Raw genomic sequence first — 15,872 nt, 5'->3', positions numbered from 1 at the left:
CGACAACGACAGAGGGGCCCGCGGGCCCCTCTGTTACGTTCGGCAAGCCGTCAGACCGCCTTGCGCAGGATCTGCTCCAGATAGTGCGCGAAGTTGTGGCCGTGATGCTCCAGCAGTTTCGGGAACATGGAGATGGAGGTCATGCCCGGGAAGGTGTTGATTTCGTTCAGCAGGATCTCCCCCTCTTCGGTCAGGAAGAAGTCGATGCGCGACAGGTGGGTCAGTTTGAGCTGACGGAACGCCTTGAGGGCGTACTCGTGAATGGCATCGGCCTGGGCCTGGGTCAGCCCCTCGGCACGCAGCGCGGTCTCGGTGTGGCTGGCGCTGCTGTACTTCTCTTCATAGGTGTAGAACTTGTCCTGCGGCACGCAGATCTCGCCCGGGTAGGTAGCCACCAGCTCGTCGCCGTACTGGTAGACCGCCACTTCCAGCTCGCGCGGCTTGACCGCTTTTTCGATCAGTACCTGCTCGGAGTAACCGAAGGCATCGGCAATGCCCTTCACCAGATCCGCTTCGTTGCTGGCGGAGTAGCAGCCGACGGAAGAACCCTGGGATGCCGCCTTGATGAAGACCTTGCCCCACTTGGCCAGCGCCGCTTTCGCCTCGCTCAGCGCCGCGTCGTTCTGCTCGGTCAGGAACAGATAAGGGGTGTTGGGGATGCCGAGGGCGGTGAGCCACAGCTTGGTGGTGATCTTGTTGAAGCACACCTTGCTCGCCTCGGCGTCGCAGCCCAGGTAAGGCAGGCCGGCCAGCTCGAGGAAGGATTGCAGATCGCCGGTCTCACCCGGGTAGCCGTGGATGCAGGGCACCACGTAATCCACCGGACGGGCCACGCTGTCGAAAGAGAGCAGCTTGTCCAGCCCCAGCTTGCACTCGCGGCCGTCGGCGCTGAGCCAGCGGTCGGCAAACATCTCGACCCGGGTCACTTCCACGCCGGGCAGGAGAGAGAGCTGTTTTTCGAGGAAATTGGCACTGCGCAGCGAGACTTCGTGTTCGGAGCCACCGCCGCCACACAGCAGCAAGACATGGATGTTCTTCATTAGATGTGATCCCTTGGGAAAAGCGGCTTCGCCATCACCATTTAAAACCCAACCGCATTAAAACCGGACGAAGCCAGATACGAAGATAAGTGCGGGCCAGTGTAGCAAGGGAGATCGAGCCTTGTCAGCCGATGGGCGCCCCATCCGCCGACAAGAGCCATAAAAACTCCCGCCTGTGTCAGAAATTGGATGAAAAGAGCTCAGCGCGGCGGATCGAGCCGGCCATTGCCGCTGCCGTTGACCCGAAACCAGCCGGCGATGCTGTAGCGCTCCTGGTTGGCGGGCAGCACCTCGTGGGGGAACTCTTCGGATAAAAACAGCACCAGTCGCCCGCCCCGTGGGGAGACGTCCATCAGAAACTGCTCGTCGTCACCGTACATGCGCAGCACCCCGCCCGCCTCTGGCTGCCAGTCGTTGTTCAAGTAAAACACCGAGGTGAGGCGGCGGTTGGAGCGCCCGGCGAAAGCGTCGCGATGGGTGGCATAGAAGTCACCGCTGCGGTAGCGGGCAAAGTGGGCCTCGTAGTCGAACAACCCGAGCATCAGCATCCGGTTGGCGGCCAGCCGCAGCGCCTCCATCCGGGCCATGTAGTCGGCCACCGGCGCGCCGAGGGAAGCGTCGAGCCAGTGGATCTGATCCCGGCGAATGTCGCGGTTGTCCTGATGCAGGGTATCGCGGCCGATCCCCGCCGGTCGCCACTCGTCCGGCAGACAGGCCCTGAGGGCATCCACCTCGGCGGCGGTTAAAAAATCATCCACTATCACCCATCCCCGGGTGTATATGGCGTCCATGACGGCTTGATAGTCCAAGATTGACTCGCAACAAGTGGAAAGAGGGCGCTTTTTAGCGACTTCCCGGCCAAGACACAAACCGGTTTGCTTCTCTTGAGAAGTCCCACCATCAATACGCCATCCGGGCCGCCAAGACCCCCATTATCTCGACCCGATCGCCACTCTGTGATCCGGCGCACTCAATCTGCTCCCAGCAAGGGAACACTCCGGCTTGCTCCCCGCCGTCGCCCCCGTTAACGTGGTGCAATGTGCCCTGAATGGGCCCCACTCAAAGGAGTCTTTCATGTCTTTGCCCGAACTCACCCTGCAACGCCTCGACGGCAGTGAACTGCCGCTCGCCTCCCTCGCGGGCCAGGTCATTCTGGTGGTCAACGTGGCCAGCCGCTGCGGCTTTACCCCTCAATACACGGGACTGGAGGCACTCTATCGGGAGCTGGGACCCGAGGGACTGGTCATCCTGGGCTTCCCCTGCGATCAGTTCGGCCACCAGGAGCCGGGCGATGCCGAGGAGATCGCCCGTTTCTGCTCCCTCGACTATCCGGTCAGCTTCCCCATCATGGCCAAGTGCGAAGTCAACGGCGAACAGGCCCACCCCTTCTATCAGTGGCTCAAGAAAGAGAAGCCGGGTCTGCTGGGGCTGGAGAACGTCAAGTGGAACTTCACCAAGTTCCTGATCGACCGGGACGGTCAGGTGGTGGACCGCTTTGCCCCCACCACCAAACCGGAAAACCTGGTCGCCCCCATCCGCGATCTGCTCTGATTGCCTGAACCTGCCTAATTGAGCGGCCGGTGCGACAGCTACTGCGCAGCGGCCGCGCTTTTGCTATATTACGCCCCCGTTATCACTTTCATCCCGTGGCCGGCCCCGTGCGCCGGTCACCCGCTGAGCCCAAGGCTCACCAGAGGAGTCTCTCTCGAACATGTCATTCAACGAACTGGGTCTGTCCCCGCACATCCTGCGGGCCGTCAAGGAGCTGGGTTACGAACAGCCAACCCCCATCCAGCAGCAAGCCATCCCCGCCATTCTGGTCGGGCAGGACGTGCTCGGCGGCGCCCAGACAGGCACAGGCAAGACGGCCGGCTTCACCCTGCCCATGCTGCAGCGGCTGCTGGCCAACCATGGCCGCGGCCGTCGTCAGGTGCGCGCCCTGGTGCTCACCCCGACCCGCGAGCTGGCCGCCCAGGTGGGCGAGAGCATCATCAAATATGCCCACCACCTGCCGTTTCGCACCCTGATCGCCTACGGCGGTGTCAGCATCAAACCCAATCTGGACGCCATCAAGCTCGGCATCGACATCCTGGTGGCCACCCCGGGCCGCTTGCTGGACCTGCTGACCCAGGGCGCCCTGACCCTGACCGAGCTGGAAGTGCTGGTGCTGGATGAGGCGGATCGCATGCTCGACATGGGCTTCATCCACGACATCCGCCGCATCATGAAGGCCCTGCCCGCCGAGCGGCAGACCCTGCTCTTCTCCGCCACCTTCTCGGACGACATCAAGGCGCTGGCGGATGACCTGCTGAGCGACCCGACCCTGATCGAGGTCGACCCCAGCAACACCGCCGCCGAACAGGTGACCCAGCGCATCATCCAGGTCGACCGGGAACGGCGTCGCGAGCTGCTCTCCCACATGATCGGTCGCGGCAACTGGCAGCGGGTGCTGGTGTTCGTACGCACCAAGCAGATTGCCGACAGGCTCGCCCAGCAGATGCAAAAGGATGGCCTGGATACCGTCGCCATTCACGGCGACAAGAGCCAGGGTGCCCGCAACCGGGCGCTGGCGGATTTTCGCGAGGGCAAGGTGCGAGTGCTGGTGGCGACCGACATCGCCGCCCGCGGCCTCGACATCGATCAGCTGCCCCACGTGATCAACTTCGAGCTGCCCCAGATGGCGGAGGATTACATCCACCGCATCGGCCGCACCGGCCGCGCCGGTCGTGGCGGCGAGGCCATCTCGCTGGTGAGCCAGGACGAGCTGGGTCAGCTCAAGGCCATCGAAGCGCTGATCGGCCAATCCCTCTCCGTCGAGATCCTGGACGGCTATGAACCCAGCGGCAAACCGAGCCGGCAGACCCTGCCCGGCAGCAAGCCGGTACAAAACCCGCCGCGCGCCCGTGGCGCCGCCAATGCCAAGGGTGGCAAGGGCAAGCCCGCCGCCGGCAAAGGCAAGGGGGATGGTGCCAAGAAACCCGCCCCGGCGCGCAAGCGGGAAGTGGTGGGCGAGGATATCGGCTTTGCCCCCATGCGCCGCCTGCCGAAGGCCCAGCGCGGCGACTATCAGGACAACTCCAATGAGGAGTAACAGGCCGTCCTGATCCCGTCATAAACAAAAAACCGCCCGAGGGCGGTTTTTTCATGATGGCGTCACTGGCCTGTCAGTGCCCTCTGTCGCAATGGACATGTGCAACAGCGGATAGGGCCTGCCCTGCCCGTCCAGCGCCGAGCGGCCCACTACCGCGAAGCCCAGGTGGCGATAAAAACCGAGCGCCTGCTCATTTTGCTCATTGACGTCCACCCGGGTCGCCCCCAGCCGGGCGATGGCATCGGCCACCAGCAGGCGACCCACCCCGCCCCCGCGCAGGGCGGGGTCGATGAAGAGCATCTCGATATTGCCCTCGTGCACCCCGCAAAAGCCGGCGATCCCCTGCTCGCTGCGGGCGCAGGTGAGGGCCACGGCGTCAAAGTAATGTTCCAGGATGAGCTCGCGCAGAGGGGCTATCTCCTCCTCCGGCAAAAAATGGTGAGTGGCGCGCACCGACGCCTCCCACAGCGCGATCAGGACCTGATAATCCCCGCGCTCTGCCTGCTCCAGTCTCATATCGTGCTCACTCAATCGCTTGATTGTTCGGGGCCTGTCCAGCCGACGCCATGGCGTCGATCTGCTTGAGGACAAACCCCTTCTCGATGCCGGCCTTGAAGCCCAGCTTTTCATAGAGGCGGTGGGCTTCATCGCGCCCCTCCCCCGACAGCAGCATCACCTTGTAGCAATCCTGCTGCCAGGCAAGCTCAAGCGCATGGGTCAGCAACCGCCGGCTGATGCCCCGGCGCCGAAACGCAGAGGCCGTCACCACGTGCTCTATGATGCCAAACGGCCGACCACCATTGGTCAGGGTCGCGACCACGCCAAGCTGGCAGGTGGCCGCCAGCTGGCCATCCACCTCCGCCACCAGCAGGTGAAGGTGCGGCTGGGTCAGCAGGGCCGTCAGTGCCGTGCGGGCAGCGTCCGGCGCAAGCGCGGGGTCATGGGGGCGCAACTCCCGATAGAGCGCCAGCAGGCCGGCCATATCCTGCAGGGTACAGCGCCTTATGAGCGTCATCCTTCCTTCTCCTTGAACCATGGCGACACACCGCCACCCTGGACGAGGGTCGCAAACCTCGGGGGCACCATCCCTGCAAATCGGCAAACGCGCCTCAGCGGGTCTTGACCGCTTGCAGCAGCACCGACAGATCCGGCCCAAACTGACGGGTGCGAATGGCCTCACGGATATCACTTTCGCTATAACGGCTGGCCGGATAGAGCAGCACGCAAGCGGTGTCGCCGGGCTTGAGAAAGTGGGTTTCGCCAAACGGGGTATAGCGGGTGGCCCCGATGCTGATGAGGGCATGGGCCGGGCGCCCGGCCTGAGCCAGCAGCCCCTGGATGTGCTCTGCCGGCCCCTCGTCCTGCTGATGGTTGAACTTGTCGATGGCCCACGTCAGCAGCTGGCCGTGGAAGTAGCTGTAATCCACCGCCGCGCTGTCGACCCCGTAGGGGTGCAGCTCACCGTCCCGCTCCAGATAGCAGGCGATGCGGTAGTCATCGAGCTCGCAGCCGGCGGCGAAATGGGACAGGGGCAGCAACGCGGGGGCCAGCCCCTTGCTCTCTTCACCCCAGTTCTTCTTCTCGCTGATCTTTTTGGCGTTGGGACGGCGGATGGAGCAGTCGTTGTAGGCGCCAAAGGCGCGCGGATGGATGGCCACCACCTGCTCCCCCGCGTACTCCAGCTCGCACCAGAGCGCCACTTCCGGCTCGATCTGCACTTTCTCATCGCCGCTCACCGCCGCTTCCGGCAAGAAGATGGCATCGCCGCTCAAGGGGAAGACGCCGAGCTGGCCGGGGTGGCCCGGCACGTAGAAGGGGAACAGCGCCTTGGGAGCGCTGGTGTCGCGCACCACCACCGCCACGAAATCCGAGGCCTCGCCGGCCTGCTCCAGATGACCGGCGAAATTGCCCGCCACCCCGAGTCCGATAAACTTGCTCTCTGCTGTCACTTGCATCTTGCTCACCTGCATCTTGCCAAAGCGAAGGCAGCGGCCCGGCACGGGGCGGCTGCCGCAAACGTGGCGAGGATTAAAACACAAGGGTCTGCCATCGCCCAGCCTGCACGCCCCATCCTGTGCGCCAGCGCGAACTTTTGCCGGCCGCTCGGCGAGCTTGTGAGCAACCGCCATGCCCGAACTGGCTCGACCATGTGCGGCGCCCACCCTTGATCACGGCAATATGCGGCGCATTGATCAACCCTGCGCCCCGGAAACAGATCGTTTCCACATCCTGCCGCCTTGCCCCTTGGGCCAGCCCACCAACTTTGCTAGGCTGCCCGCCATGCCAATCCGCAACACTCAAGGATGCCTGTCGATGTCAGCGCAGCACTTTCAGGGCCGCTTCGAGGTCGAGTTCAAATACAGGCTCAGCGATGTCGCGGCCTTCACCACGGCCCTCGCCGCCCTCAATCCCGAGGTGATGCTGGAGCGCAACCAGGAGCAGGACACCTACTTCGACACCCCGGACCGCAGCCTGAGCGCGGCGGGCAAGAGCCTGCTGATCCGCGCCATGCAGCCCTCCGGCATCCGGCTCTGGATCGTGAAGGGGCCCGAACCCGATCGCTGTGAGGCGGTCAACATCACCGACGCCGGCAAGGCCATCAGCATGCTGCACACCCTGGGTTACCAGCCGATACTGACCCTTCGCAAAGTGCGCAGCATCTATTTCGTCGGCCCCTTCCATGTCACCCTGGATCACCTGGCAGAACTCGGCGATTTTGCCGAGCTGGCCATCATGACCGATGACGAGGCCCTGCTGCCGGGCTATCGCCAGCAACTGCTGGCCCTAGCCGCCCAGCTCGGGCTGGATCCAGAACGGCTGGAAACCCGCTCCTACCGCACCCTGTGCGAACAAGCCACCACCCCATCACCAATCACCAGAGAGACGTTCATGATCGACAAACTCGCCTGGCTGACCTTCAAGGATCAGCAACTGCTCTGTGCCCGCTCCCACGGCAAACACATCTACTACATTCCCGGCGGCAAGCGCGAAGCGGGAGAGAGCGACGAGGCGGCGCTGATGCGCGAAATCGAGGAGGAGCTGGCCGTGGCCCTCAAGCCCGACACCCTGGCGTTTGCCTGCGAGTTCAGCGCCCAGGCCGACGGCAAGCCAGAGGGGGTCAACGTCAGGCTGCGCTGCTACACCGGCGAGGCTGACGGCAAGCCCGTCGCCTCGGCGGAGATCGCCGAGCTGCGCTGGCTCGACAGCCGCCATCTGGCCGAGATCTCCCCGGTTTCCCGGCTGCTGTTTGCCTGGCTGGTCGAACAGAAGCTTATGCGCTAGGGGAAACTGCCCGGGTGGCGTGATCGGGCGCACCCGACGAATGGCAACGACTTGAAAGTGGCGGCGGAAACGGCGAGTCTAGCCAGTCATCCTGCCGCCGGTCCCGTTGGCGGCAGGCGCCGCGGCAGACCGGGCCGGCGGCGTGAACTTCGTTGACAAGGACTTCTGATGGACATAGTTGAGGTTGATACCACCCAGGGCATCAAGCCTGCCCTCATCACTTTGCTGCAAGACAGCGTGGCCAGTGGGGCCTCGGTGGGCTTCCTGCCGCCGCTGACCGAAGAGCAGGGGCTCGTCTATTGGCAGGGCATAGAGACGGAGCTGGCCGCGGGCAGCCGCCGGCTCTGGGTCGCTTTTGAGCAACACCAGCTGGTCGGTGCCCTCCAGCTCTCGCTGTGCACCAAGGCCAATGGCCGTCACCGCGCCGAGGTGGAAAAACTGATGGTGCACAGTCTCCACCGTGGCAAGGGGGTCGGCCGTGCCCTGATGGCCAGCATGGAGCAAGGGGCCAGAGAGGCCGGCCGTAGCCTGCTGGTGCTCGACACCCGGGTGGGTGATGCCGCCTCCCGCCTCTATCGCCAGCTGGGCTATCAGGAGGCGGGCCAGATCCCCGCCTTTGCCCGCAGTGCCGATGGCACCCTGGCGGCCACCCTCTTCTTCTACAAGCAGCTCTGAGGCTCGCACCACACCTCCACTGAACTGCCGCGCCCTCCCTATGGAGGGCGTGCAGTTTTTCCCTGCATTTTGCCCTTCCAAAACAATCAAATCGGTCAGATGGATTAATTCCGATCCAACTTCAGCCCCATTTGAGCGCCATTTTTCCTTCACCTCACGCCAGGCGAGGCGTATGGTGTGGCAGGAAGACCCGTTTGCATACCAATCGGGTGCCACTTACTGCCTTGAGGAATATTGCATGTCTATCCTGCCTCGTACCGTCACCTCCCCCAAAAAGTTCATCATCGGCCACGATCTGCTGCCCCAACTCCATGATCACGTGAAAGATTTCGGCGACAACGCCCTGCTTGTCAGCGACGAGTTCATTCTGGAGCGGGTGCGGGAAGAGGCGCTGGCCGGCCTGCTGCAGGCGGGCCTGAAAGGAGCGGTCGAGAAGTTCAACTACGAGTGCACCGACATCGAGATCCGCCGCCTGTGCGATCTGGCCGAACAGCAGGGGGCCAACATCATCGTCGGCATCGGCGGCGGCAAGACCCTGGACGTCGCCAAGGCGGTGGCCTTCTACCTGCGCCGCCCGGTGGTGCTGTTTCCCACCATCGCCTCCACCGATGCCCCCTGCACCGCCCTCGCGGTGATCTACAACCCGGCGGGCGAGTTCGAGCGCTATCTGTTCCTGCCACAAAACCCGGACGTGGTGATCGCCGACACCGCCATCATAGCGGCGGCCCCCGCCCGCTTCTTTGCCGCCGGCGTGGGCGATGCACTCGCCACCTATTTCGAGGCCCGCGCCTGTTACCGGGCCGACGGCATCAATCTGGTGGGCAAGCGCCCCTCCCGCACCGGCCTCGGGCTGGCCCGGCTCTGCTACGAGCTGCTGGGGGAGAACATCGAGCTGGCGATGGACGCGGTGCGCCACCATGTCACCACCCCGGCGCTGGAGCAGACCATCGAGGCCACCATCTATCTGAGTGGCGTAGGCGCCGAGGCGGGCGGCCTGGCGGCGGCCCATGCGGTCAACAACGGCATGTCGGTGGTGCCAGATCTGCACCGGGCCCAGCATGGTGAGAAAGTGGTGTTCGGCCTGCTCACCCAGCTGGTGCTCGAGCGCGCGCCCCAGGCCGAGCTCGACGAGGTGATGCGCATCATCCAGCTGGCCGGCCTGCCCATGACCCTGCAGGAGATGGGACTGAGCCAGTTTGTGGAGAGCGAGTGGCGCCAGGTTGCCAAGCTTGCCTGCGATCCCCTCGACACCATGGGCAACATGCCGATGAGCGTCAACGAACAGGATGTCTACCACGCCATGATCGCGGCCAATGCCATGGCCGAGCGCTACAGGGCCCGTCACCCACGCGCCTGATCAGCACCCAAGTAACGTCGTGATCAAACCGGCAAGGTCGGCCCCTGTGGCCGGCCTTGTCATTCCCCGTCCGACCTGCTGCAATGGCCCTTTTCCCCTTGGGACAAGGAGTCACCATGATATTGGAAGTCGCCCATCTGCAGGTCATCCCCGGTCAGGCTGCCGCCTTCGAGCTGGCATTTTCCCAGGCCCAACGGATCATCAGCACCATGCCCGGTTACAGCGGACACCAGCTCCAGCGCTCGCTGACCGATCCTCACCGCTATCTGCTGCTGGTCAACTGGCAGCGCCTCGAAGATCACACCCAGGGCTTTCGTGGCTCACCCCAATACCAGCAGTGGAAGGCCCTGCTCCATCACTTCTACGATCCCTTTCCCACGGTCGAGCACTACCGGCAAGTCACGCTGGATGAAGAAGAGTTGCGGGAACAGGCACACAGCCAGCGCTAAGCCGAATACCTAGTGCCAGAGACTAGGTGGCGGCAGATTTGGGGCATGACATCGTTTGGCGTGCCATCACCTAAGCGGTACCGGGGATTAGCTGTTAACTGAGAGAGAAGTGATGAGGGTGATCAGGAGGCTGTGCTGAGCGCGGATCATCCGCGCTCAGACTTAGCCAATGGTGGGAAGATCAGGCCAGCCGCTCGGCCCGCGCCCTGATCTCGGGGGCGGCAAAGGCCTCCTGGGCCGCGATCAGCTGCAACTCGTAGGCATCGGCCTGCCAGGTGTGCAGCAGTACCGCATCCACCGCCGCGTTGGTGCGCTCGAACGCGCTGACCGCATCGTAACCCGCCTGCAGATTCGCCAGCATCAGCGCACTGATGAGATCCCCCACGCCCACCGGCTGGCGAGCAAACTCGTAGAGCGGACGAGCAATCAGATAATCCCCCTCGGGGGTAGCCAGCAGCATCTCGAAGCGGCCCGGCTCGCGAGCGGCACGTCCAAGGTGCTTGACCAGCACCATCTTCACCCCGCGCGCCAGCAGCTGATGGGCCGCGGCCCGCGTCTGCGCCAGATCCGTCAGATGGACGTCGCACAGGGTCTCCAGCTCCAGCAGATTGGGGGCCATGACATCGGCCACCGGCAGCGCCTTCTCGGTCAAAAAGCGGGTCACCCCAGGCGCGACTATGCACCCTTTCTCCGGGTGGCCCATCACGGGATCGCAAAAATAGATGGCGGCAGGATTGGCGGCCTTGACCGCGGCCACCACCGTCAGGATCTCGTCCCCCTGCTCCGCCGAGCCGAGATAACCGCTCAGCACCGCATCGCAGTGTCCCAGCACCCCGATGTCCGAGAGCCCCATGCACAGGGCGCTGATATGCCCTGCAGGCATGGCCATCCCCTGCCAACCGGCCGCATATTGGGTATGGTTGGAGAACTGCACCGTGTTGATGGGCCATACCTCCATGCCGAGACGGCGCATGGGGAATACGGCAGCGCTGTTGCCGGCACAGCCGAACACCACGTGGGACTGGATAGAGAGAATGCGTTTCATCGACATCACCGCAGAGAAGAGTCAGGGGAAAGGCGCAATATATCGGATGAAGATATTGAACTTCCACCCTTGATCAGCACAAACCCTTATTTGATCTGCTCCAGCCTCGAGGAGACACGCGTTGTCACCCACATCCCTCTCCCTCTTTACTGCCATGCCAGAGTCCGAGACAGTGGATGACACCGGCGTGGTTTGAAATGGTGATGAAACATTCTTGCTTGATGGCATATGAGCTTAATAAATCCGCTCTTTTTGTTGAACCGTGCGATGGCCGGGTGCAGCCCTGGCCTCAACAAGGCAGCAAGGCAGCAAGGCAGCAAGGCAGCAAGGCAGCAAGGCAGCAAGGCAGCAAGGCAGCAAGGCAGCAAGGCAGCAAGGCAGCAAGGCAGCAAGGCAGCAAGGCAGCAAGGCAGCGTAGTGAAAGGAAGAAACTACGTCAGCGCAAGTGAGGATCTCACGGCCGACCAAAGGCCGGATCGGGCTGGTCGGCCCGATCCGGTTTATCAGGGGCGAGCGAAGTGGTAGACCCAACCCTCGTCCAAAGCCATCTCGGCAGGCGGCGCCACCAGAGCCGGCAACAGGGAGACGCTCCCCTTGGCGGCATATTGCAGCGCCATCAAGGCGCAGATGGCGGCGTCGTAGCGATCGGTCCCCGCCGTCACATCGGCCGGCAGATGCGGCAGCAACTCGGCACGCACCGCCGATGCCTTGCCCCCCGTCTTGGCAAGGGCGGGATAGACCTCCAGCACGGCGCGATCGGCCTCAGCCTGCTGCTTGGGCACCAGTCGCAAGTCGGCCAACCTCGGCAGCATGGCCAGCGCCAGGGTTGCATTGTTGCCGAGCCTGTCGAAGGTGGCCGAGAGCGGCTTCTTGCCGTATTGCTCATGGAGCCAGCGTTCGCAGTCCCGGTAGGCATAAGGGTTGTCTATTTCGCGCTGGGGCACGGCGCACTCGGTCGCCCTCCCCGCCAGCAGCTCGCCAAAGGCGCGAGGAAACGCCAGCGGCGCGTCTATCCCCAGCGCCAGCTGCGGACAGGCCAGCACCTGCAGCAGGTGGATCTCGTCATGCAGCGCCGGGCGCAGCAAGGCATCCAGATCCGGCGCAACCCTCGAGCTCAGCCGAAACAGGGGCGATACGCCAAACCAGTGCAGCCGCTGCTCACGCGCCTGCCACCCCACCACGGCCACGGCCTGGGCACTGCCCTGCCAGCCTCTTACGTCCCAGCCGATGCCGATGGCATCCATGTGTTCCATTGTCATGCCAGTGTCACCTCTGCACGCTATCAATGCAGCACAGGGTAATGGCTGGCGCCCCTAAAGCAAGGTTGGCGGCGCTGCTTAAAAGGATTTCTTGAAATTGATCAGCGGCAAGATGGGGAAAACCCCGTTCTCGGCGTAGTTGGCGAGACCGATCTGCAGACCGTCCAGGTGTTTGGTGGCGTTGATGAAGCCCAGCTGGAAGGTGGTGCGCTCGGCATAGTTGACGAAGCCGACGTTGGCCAGGGCATTGCCCTTGGCGATGTTGACGGCCCCCCAGTTGAGACCCTGTACATTGTTGGTCAGGTTGACGAAGCCAAGGTTGACCCCCTTGTCCTGACCCTCGTGCCAGTTGAGTGCGTTGATCGCCACCCCGCCAAACTGGTGGCGTACCCGGCCGGCACCGAAAAAAACGCCAAGCTGCAGACCGGTGAATTGATCCACGTCGGAGAGGGCGAAAACGGGCAGATCGATCCCCTTCACCTGACCGGTGCGACCATAGAGAACAGAGGCTCTGGCCCCCTCGACCTGGTGAGACGCGGGCAGATTGACGCCGGGCAGGGAAAGCTGGACAGGGGTACTGGCGTGGGCAACGCCGCCAAGGGCAACAGACCCCAGGGCAAGTAGCAGGCGGGCAGGTTTCATCGGTGCATTCCTCGAGGCTCAGGGAGTCCATCAGCCTACCAGCCCTGTGGCCCGGTAACGAGGTCGAAGCGAACTGGCTGCGTCACCCCTCGTCTGAATCCGGCCAAGCAGACTGGACAAACCAGAGCCAACATTTCGCCAAAAATTAACATTTATATTATTTACATCAAGCCTCATTTGATAACACAATGCTTAAACGTACGTTTGAACAGAGCAAACGATACGCAACGACTTGAGGATGTAGTCGCACAGTTGTAACCCAACCCGGGCCATAGGCCCTTTTGCAATACCTTCTGCCAACCACGGAGACGCGCGATGAATATGGACGTAATCAAGACCTTTACCGAGCAGGTGCAAGGCTTTGCCGCCCCCCTCACCCGTTACAACCAGCTGCTGGCCAGCAACATCGAACAGTTGACCCGGCTGCAGCTGGCCTCCGCCAACGCCTATGCCGAGCTGGGGCTGAACCAGCTGCAGGCTGCCGGCAAGGTGCAGGATGCCCAGAGCCTGGCAGCCCTCGGCACCGTCCAGCTGGAGACCGCCAGCCAGCTCTCCCGCCAGATGCTGGACGACATCCAGAAGCTCAACGCCCTCGGCCAGCAGTTCAAGGACGATCTGGACGCCCTGACTGCCGACGGCATCAAAAAGAGCACGGGCAAGGCCTGATATCCCCCTGGCTGCCCGTTGCGGGCAGCCACATCTCCCCATGCTCCGTCACGACAGGCTCGCCCTGCGCCGGGGATGGGTGAAGGAGAGAACATGAGCCAATCATCTTACGGCCCGCTGTTCGAGGCCCTGGCCCACTACAACGACAAGCTGCTGGACATGGCCAAGGCGCAGACCGAGCGTACCGCCCAGGCCCTGCTGCAAACCAATCTAGACGATCTCGGCCAGGTGCTGGAACAGGGCAGCCAGCAGCCCTGGCAACTGATCAATGCCCAGATGAACTGGTGGCAGGATCAGCTCAAGCTGATGCAACACACCCTGCTCAAGAGCGCAGGCCAGCAGAGCGAGCCGGTCATCGCCCCGGAGCGCAGCGATCGCCGCTTCAAGGCCGATGCCTGGAGCGAGCAGCCCATTTATGACTACCTCAAGCAATCCTATCTGCTGACCGCCAGACACCTACTGGACTCGGTGGATGCCCTCGAAGGGGTGCCCCAGAAGAGCCGGGAGCGGCTGCGTTTCTTTACCCGCCAGTACATCAACGCCATGGCACCCAGCAACTTTCTGGCTACCAATCCGGAGCTGCTCAAGCTCACCCTGGAGTCAGACGGCCAGAATCTGGTGCGCGGGCTGACCCTGCTGGCCGAAGATCTCGAGCGCAGCGCCGATCACCTCAACATCCGCCTGACCGACGAATCCGCCTTCGAGCTGGGTCGTGATCTCGCACTGACCCCGGGCCGGGTGGTGCAACGCACCGAGCTGTATGAGCTCATCCAGTACAGCCCGACCACGGAGACGGTGGCCAGAACGCCGGTGCTGATCGTGCCGCCCTTCATCAACAAGTACTACATCATGGACATGCGGCCCCAGAACTCCCTGGTGGCCTGGCTGGTCGCCCAGGGCCAGACGGTGTTCATGATCTCCTGGCGCAACCCGGGGCCGGCCCAGGCCCACATCGATCTCGACGACTACGTGGTAGACGGCGTCATCGCCGCGCTGGATGGCGTGGAAGCGGCCACCGGCGAGCGGGAAGTGCACGGCATCGGTTACTGTATCGGCGGTACCGCCCTCTCCCTGGCCATGGGCTGGCTGGCCGCCCGGCGCCAGAAGCAGCGGGTTCGCTCCGCCACCCTGTTCACCACTTTGCTCGACTTCTCCCAGCCGGGAGAGCTTGGCATCTTCATCCACGAGCCCATCATTGCGGCGCTGGAGGCCCAGAACGAGGCCAAAGGCATCATGGATGGACGCCAGCTGGCGGTCTCCTTCAGCCTGCTACGGGAGAACAGCCTCTACTGGAATTACTACATCGACAGCTACCTCAAGGGGCAGAGCCCGGTGGCGTTCGATCTGCTGCACTGGAACAGCGACAGCACCAACGTGGCGGGCAAGACCCACAACAGCCTGCTGCGCCGGCTCTATCTGGAAAACCAGCTGGTGAAGGGGGAGCTCAAGATCCGCCACACCCGCATCGATCTCGCCAAGGTGAAGACCCCGGTGCTGCTGGTCTCTGCCATGGACGATCACATCGCCCTCTGGCAGGGCACCTGGCAGGGCATGAAGCTGTTCGGTGGCGAGCAGCGCTTCATCCTGGCCGAATCGGGTCACATCGCCGGCATCATCAATCCGCCGGATGCCAACAAGTACGGCTTCTGGCAGAACGACGCCGAAGCCGCCAGCCCCGAGGCGTGGCTCGCCGGCGCGACCCACACCCCGGGTTCCTGGTGGCCGCAGATGGCAGCCTTCATCCAGAGCCGGGAAGAGGATCCCGCCCCCATCCCCGCCCGCATTCCGAGCGAAGGGCTGGAGGCGGCCCCCGGAGGCTACGTCAAGGTACGGCTCAACCCGGTCTTTGTGCCGACACCCGAGGAGGAGCCCGCATGAGCATTCTTCCCTTCGAGGTGGGCCAGCAGGCCAGTCTGACCAAGCGGTTCGGGGCGGCAGAGGTCGCGGCCTTTGCCGGGCTGTCGGAGGATTTCAATCCGCTGCACCTGGATCCCGCCTTCGCCGCCACCACGCCGTTCGAGCGCCCCATCGTGCACGGCATGCTGCTGGCCAGCCTCTTCTCGGGGCTGCTGGGTCAGCAACTGCCGGGCAAGGGCACCGTCTATCTCGGTCAAAACCTCGCCTTCAAGCAGCCGGTGTTTGTGGGAGATGAGGTGACGGCAGAGGTGGAGATCATCGCCCTGCGCAGCGACAAGCCCATCATCACCCTGGCCACCCGCATTCTGACGGCAACCGGCGCCATCGCCGTCAGCGGGGAAGCCGTGGTGAAGTTTGGCTGAACGCGGTTTGCTCCATGATCTCAGTCAGCCCGGCCACTGCCGGGCTGACTGCTATGGCGCGTTCCCCCAAAATGCTCTTGTAAGCCA

Annotated in this window: 18 protein-coding genes and 1 pseudogene; 11 read left to right on the top strand and 8 right to left on the bottom strand. The window is 63.4% G+C overall.

Annotated elements, in window-relative coordinates; translation table 11 throughout:
- Positions 1 to 50: 50 nt before the first annotated feature.
- Together I6L38_RS07195 and I6L38_RS07190 are read right to left on the bottom strand one after the other, a co-directional pair.
- Positions 51 to 1,040 carry a D-alanine--D-alanine ligase gene (locus tag I6L38_RS07195; protein WP_216989330.1) on the bottom strand — a complete coding sequence of 330 codons (990 nt, stop codon included), beginning with the start codon at positions 1,038 to 1,040 and terminating at the stop codon, positions 51 to 53.
- Positions 1,041 to 1,240: 200 nt separating this feature from the next.
- On the bottom strand, positions 1,241 to 1,849 hold the full coding sequence (locus I6L38_RS07190; RefSeq protein WP_162518857.1) for a 2OG-Fe(II) oxygenase: 609 nt from the start codon (positions 1,847 to 1,849) through the stop codon (positions 1,241 to 1,243).
- A gap of 265 nt (positions 1,850 to 2,114) precedes the next feature.
- Here I6L38_RS07190 and I6L38_RS07185 point away from each other — a divergent pair, with 265 nt between their 5' ends.
- Together I6L38_RS07185 and I6L38_RS07180 are read left to right on the top strand one after the other, a co-directional pair.
- Complete coding sequence (locus tag I6L38_RS07185; protein ID WP_010634097.1) at positions 2,115 to 2,591, top strand: glutathione peroxidase; 477 nt, start codon at positions 2,115 to 2,117, stop codon at positions 2,589 to 2,591.
- Positions 2,592 to 2,751: 160 nt separating this feature from the next.
- Positions 2,752 to 4,131 carry a DEAD/DEAH box helicase gene (locus tag I6L38_RS07180; protein ID WP_216989329.1) on the top strand — a complete coding sequence of 460 codons (1,380 nt, stop codon included), beginning with the start codon at positions 2,752 to 2,754 and terminating at the stop codon, positions 4,129 to 4,131.
- A gap of 51 nt (positions 4,132 to 4,182) precedes the next feature.
- Here the strand turns inward: I6L38_RS07180 and I6L38_RS07175 are convergent, their stop codons facing one another.
- The 3 genes from I6L38_RS07175 to I6L38_RS07165 all read right to left on the bottom strand — a co-directional run bounded on the left by I6L38_RS07175 (position 4,183) and on the right by I6L38_RS07165 (position 6,086).
- The gene (locus I6L38_RS07175; protein ID WP_010634099.1) at positions 4,183 to 4,647 is read right to left on the bottom strand and encodes an acetyltransferase; all 465 of its coding nucleotides are present in this window, start codon (positions 4,645 to 4,647) and stop codon (positions 4,183 to 4,185) included.
- Between the two features lie 7 nt (positions 4,648 to 4,654).
- Positions 4,655 to 5,146: a GNAT family N-acetyltransferase gene (locus I6L38_RS07170; protein ID WP_139430788.1), complete on the bottom strand. Its 492-nt coding sequence runs from the start codon at positions 5,144 to 5,146 to the stop codon at positions 4,655 to 4,657.
- A 94-nt stretch (positions 5,147 to 5,240) separates the two neighbouring features.
- On the bottom strand, positions 5,241 to 6,086 hold the full coding sequence (locus I6L38_RS07165) for a DUF5718 family protein (RefSeq protein WP_019838804.1): 846 nt from the start codon (positions 6,084 to 6,086) through the stop codon (positions 5,241 to 5,243).
- A gap of 358 nt (positions 6,087 to 6,444) precedes the next feature.
- Here I6L38_RS07165 and I6L38_RS07160 point away from each other — a divergent pair.
- From I6L38_RS07160 to I6L38_RS07140, 5 genes and pseudogenes are all read left to right on the top strand, one after another.
- Positions 6,445 to 7,002: pseudogene (locus I6L38_RS07160) on the top strand (class IV adenylate cyclase); the annotation flags it as partial.
- An 18-nt stretch (positions 7,003 to 7,020) separates the two neighbouring features.
- Positions 7,021 to 7,413, top strand: coding sequence for an NUDIX domain-containing protein (locus I6L38_RS07155; protein ID WP_024943370.1), 393 nt, complete (start codon positions 7,021 to 7,023; stop codon positions 7,411 to 7,413).
- A 168-nt stretch (positions 7,414 to 7,581) separates the two neighbouring features.
- On the top strand, positions 7,582 to 8,088 hold the full coding sequence (locus tag I6L38_RS07150) for a GNAT family N-acetyltransferase (RefSeq protein WP_005300445.1): 507 nt from the start codon (positions 7,582 to 7,584) through the stop codon (positions 8,086 to 8,088).
- Positions 8,089 to 8,326: 238 nt separating this feature from the next.
- Positions 8,327 to 9,445, top strand: coding sequence for a glycerol dehydrogenase (locus I6L38_RS07145; protein ID WP_024943369.1), 1,119 nt, complete (start codon positions 8,327 to 8,329; stop codon positions 9,443 to 9,445).
- A 116-nt stretch (positions 9,446 to 9,561) separates the two neighbouring features.
- Entirely contained in the window at positions 9,562 to 9,894 is a 333-nt protein-coding gene (locus tag I6L38_RS07140) for an antibiotic biosynthesis monooxygenase (RefSeq protein WP_024943368.1), read from the top strand.
- Between the two features lie 181 nt (positions 9,895 to 10,075).
- On the opposite strand, the gene pdxY is transcribed toward I6L38_RS07140, so the two are convergent.
- Positions 10,076 to 10,939 (bottom strand): pyridoxal kinase PdxY, encoded by an 864-nt coding sequence (gene pdxY, locus I6L38_RS07135; protein WP_024943367.1) that lies wholly within the window; start codon positions 10,937 to 10,939, stop codon positions 10,076 to 10,078.
- Between the two features lie 176 nt (positions 10,940 to 11,115).
- Here pdxY and I6L38_RS07130 point away from each other — a divergent pair, with 176 nt between their 5' ends.
- Positions 11,116 to 11,388: a hypothetical protein gene (locus I6L38_RS07130; RefSeq protein WP_216989328.1), complete on the top strand. Its 273-nt coding sequence runs from the start codon at positions 11,116 to 11,118 to the stop codon at positions 11,386 to 11,388.
- 54 nt (positions 11,389 to 11,442) lie between these two features.
- Here the strand turns inward: I6L38_RS07130 and I6L38_RS07125 are convergent, their stop codons facing one another.
- Together I6L38_RS07125 and I6L38_RS07120 are read right to left on the bottom strand one after the other, a co-directional pair.
- Positions 11,443 to 12,198, bottom strand: coding sequence for a DUF429 domain-containing protein (locus I6L38_RS07125; RefSeq protein WP_216989327.1), 756 nt, complete (start codon positions 12,196 to 12,198; stop codon positions 11,443 to 11,445).
- A 78-nt stretch (positions 12,199 to 12,276) separates the two neighbouring features.
- Positions 12,277 to 12,840: a hypothetical protein gene (locus I6L38_RS07120; protein WP_017765419.1), complete on the bottom strand. Its 564-nt coding sequence runs from the start codon at positions 12,838 to 12,840 to the stop codon at positions 12,277 to 12,279.
- A 315-nt stretch (positions 12,841 to 13,155) separates the two neighbouring features.
- Here I6L38_RS07120 and I6L38_RS07115 point away from each other — a divergent pair, with 315 nt between their 5' ends.
- The 3 genes from I6L38_RS07115 to I6L38_RS07105 all read left to right on the top strand — a co-directional run bounded on the left by I6L38_RS07115 (position 13,156) and on the right by I6L38_RS07105 (position 15,785).
- Positions 13,156 to 13,506: a phasin family protein gene (locus tag I6L38_RS07115; RefSeq protein ID WP_024942620.1), complete on the top strand. Its 351-nt coding sequence runs from the start codon at positions 13,156 to 13,158 to the stop codon at positions 13,504 to 13,506.
- A 93-nt stretch (positions 13,507 to 13,599) separates the two neighbouring features.
- The gene (locus tag I6L38_RS07110; protein ID WP_216989326.1) at positions 13,600 to 15,384 is read left to right on the top strand and encodes a class I poly(R)-hydroxyalkanoic acid synthase; all 1,785 of its coding nucleotides are present in this window, start codon (positions 13,600 to 13,602) and stop codon (positions 15,382 to 15,384) included.
- Positions 15,381 to 15,785, top strand: coding sequence for a MaoC family dehydratase (locus I6L38_RS07105; RefSeq protein ID WP_216989325.1), 405 nt, complete (start codon positions 15,381 to 15,383; stop codon positions 15,783 to 15,785). Before I6L38_RS07110 ends, I6L38_RS07105 begins: the two co-directional genes overlap by 4 nt.
- The last annotated feature ends 87 nt before the right edge of the window (positions 15,786 to 15,872 follow it).

This window comes from Aeromonas sp. FDAARGOS 1408 (assembly GCF_019048665.1).
GTDB classification, from domain to species: Bacteria; Pseudomonadota; Gammaproteobacteria; order Enterobacterales; family Aeromonadaceae; genus Aeromonas; species Aeromonas dhakensis.
The sequence above is the reverse complement of the archived record's forward strand: the minus strand, read 5'-3'. Positions and strand labels throughout refer to the sequence as shown.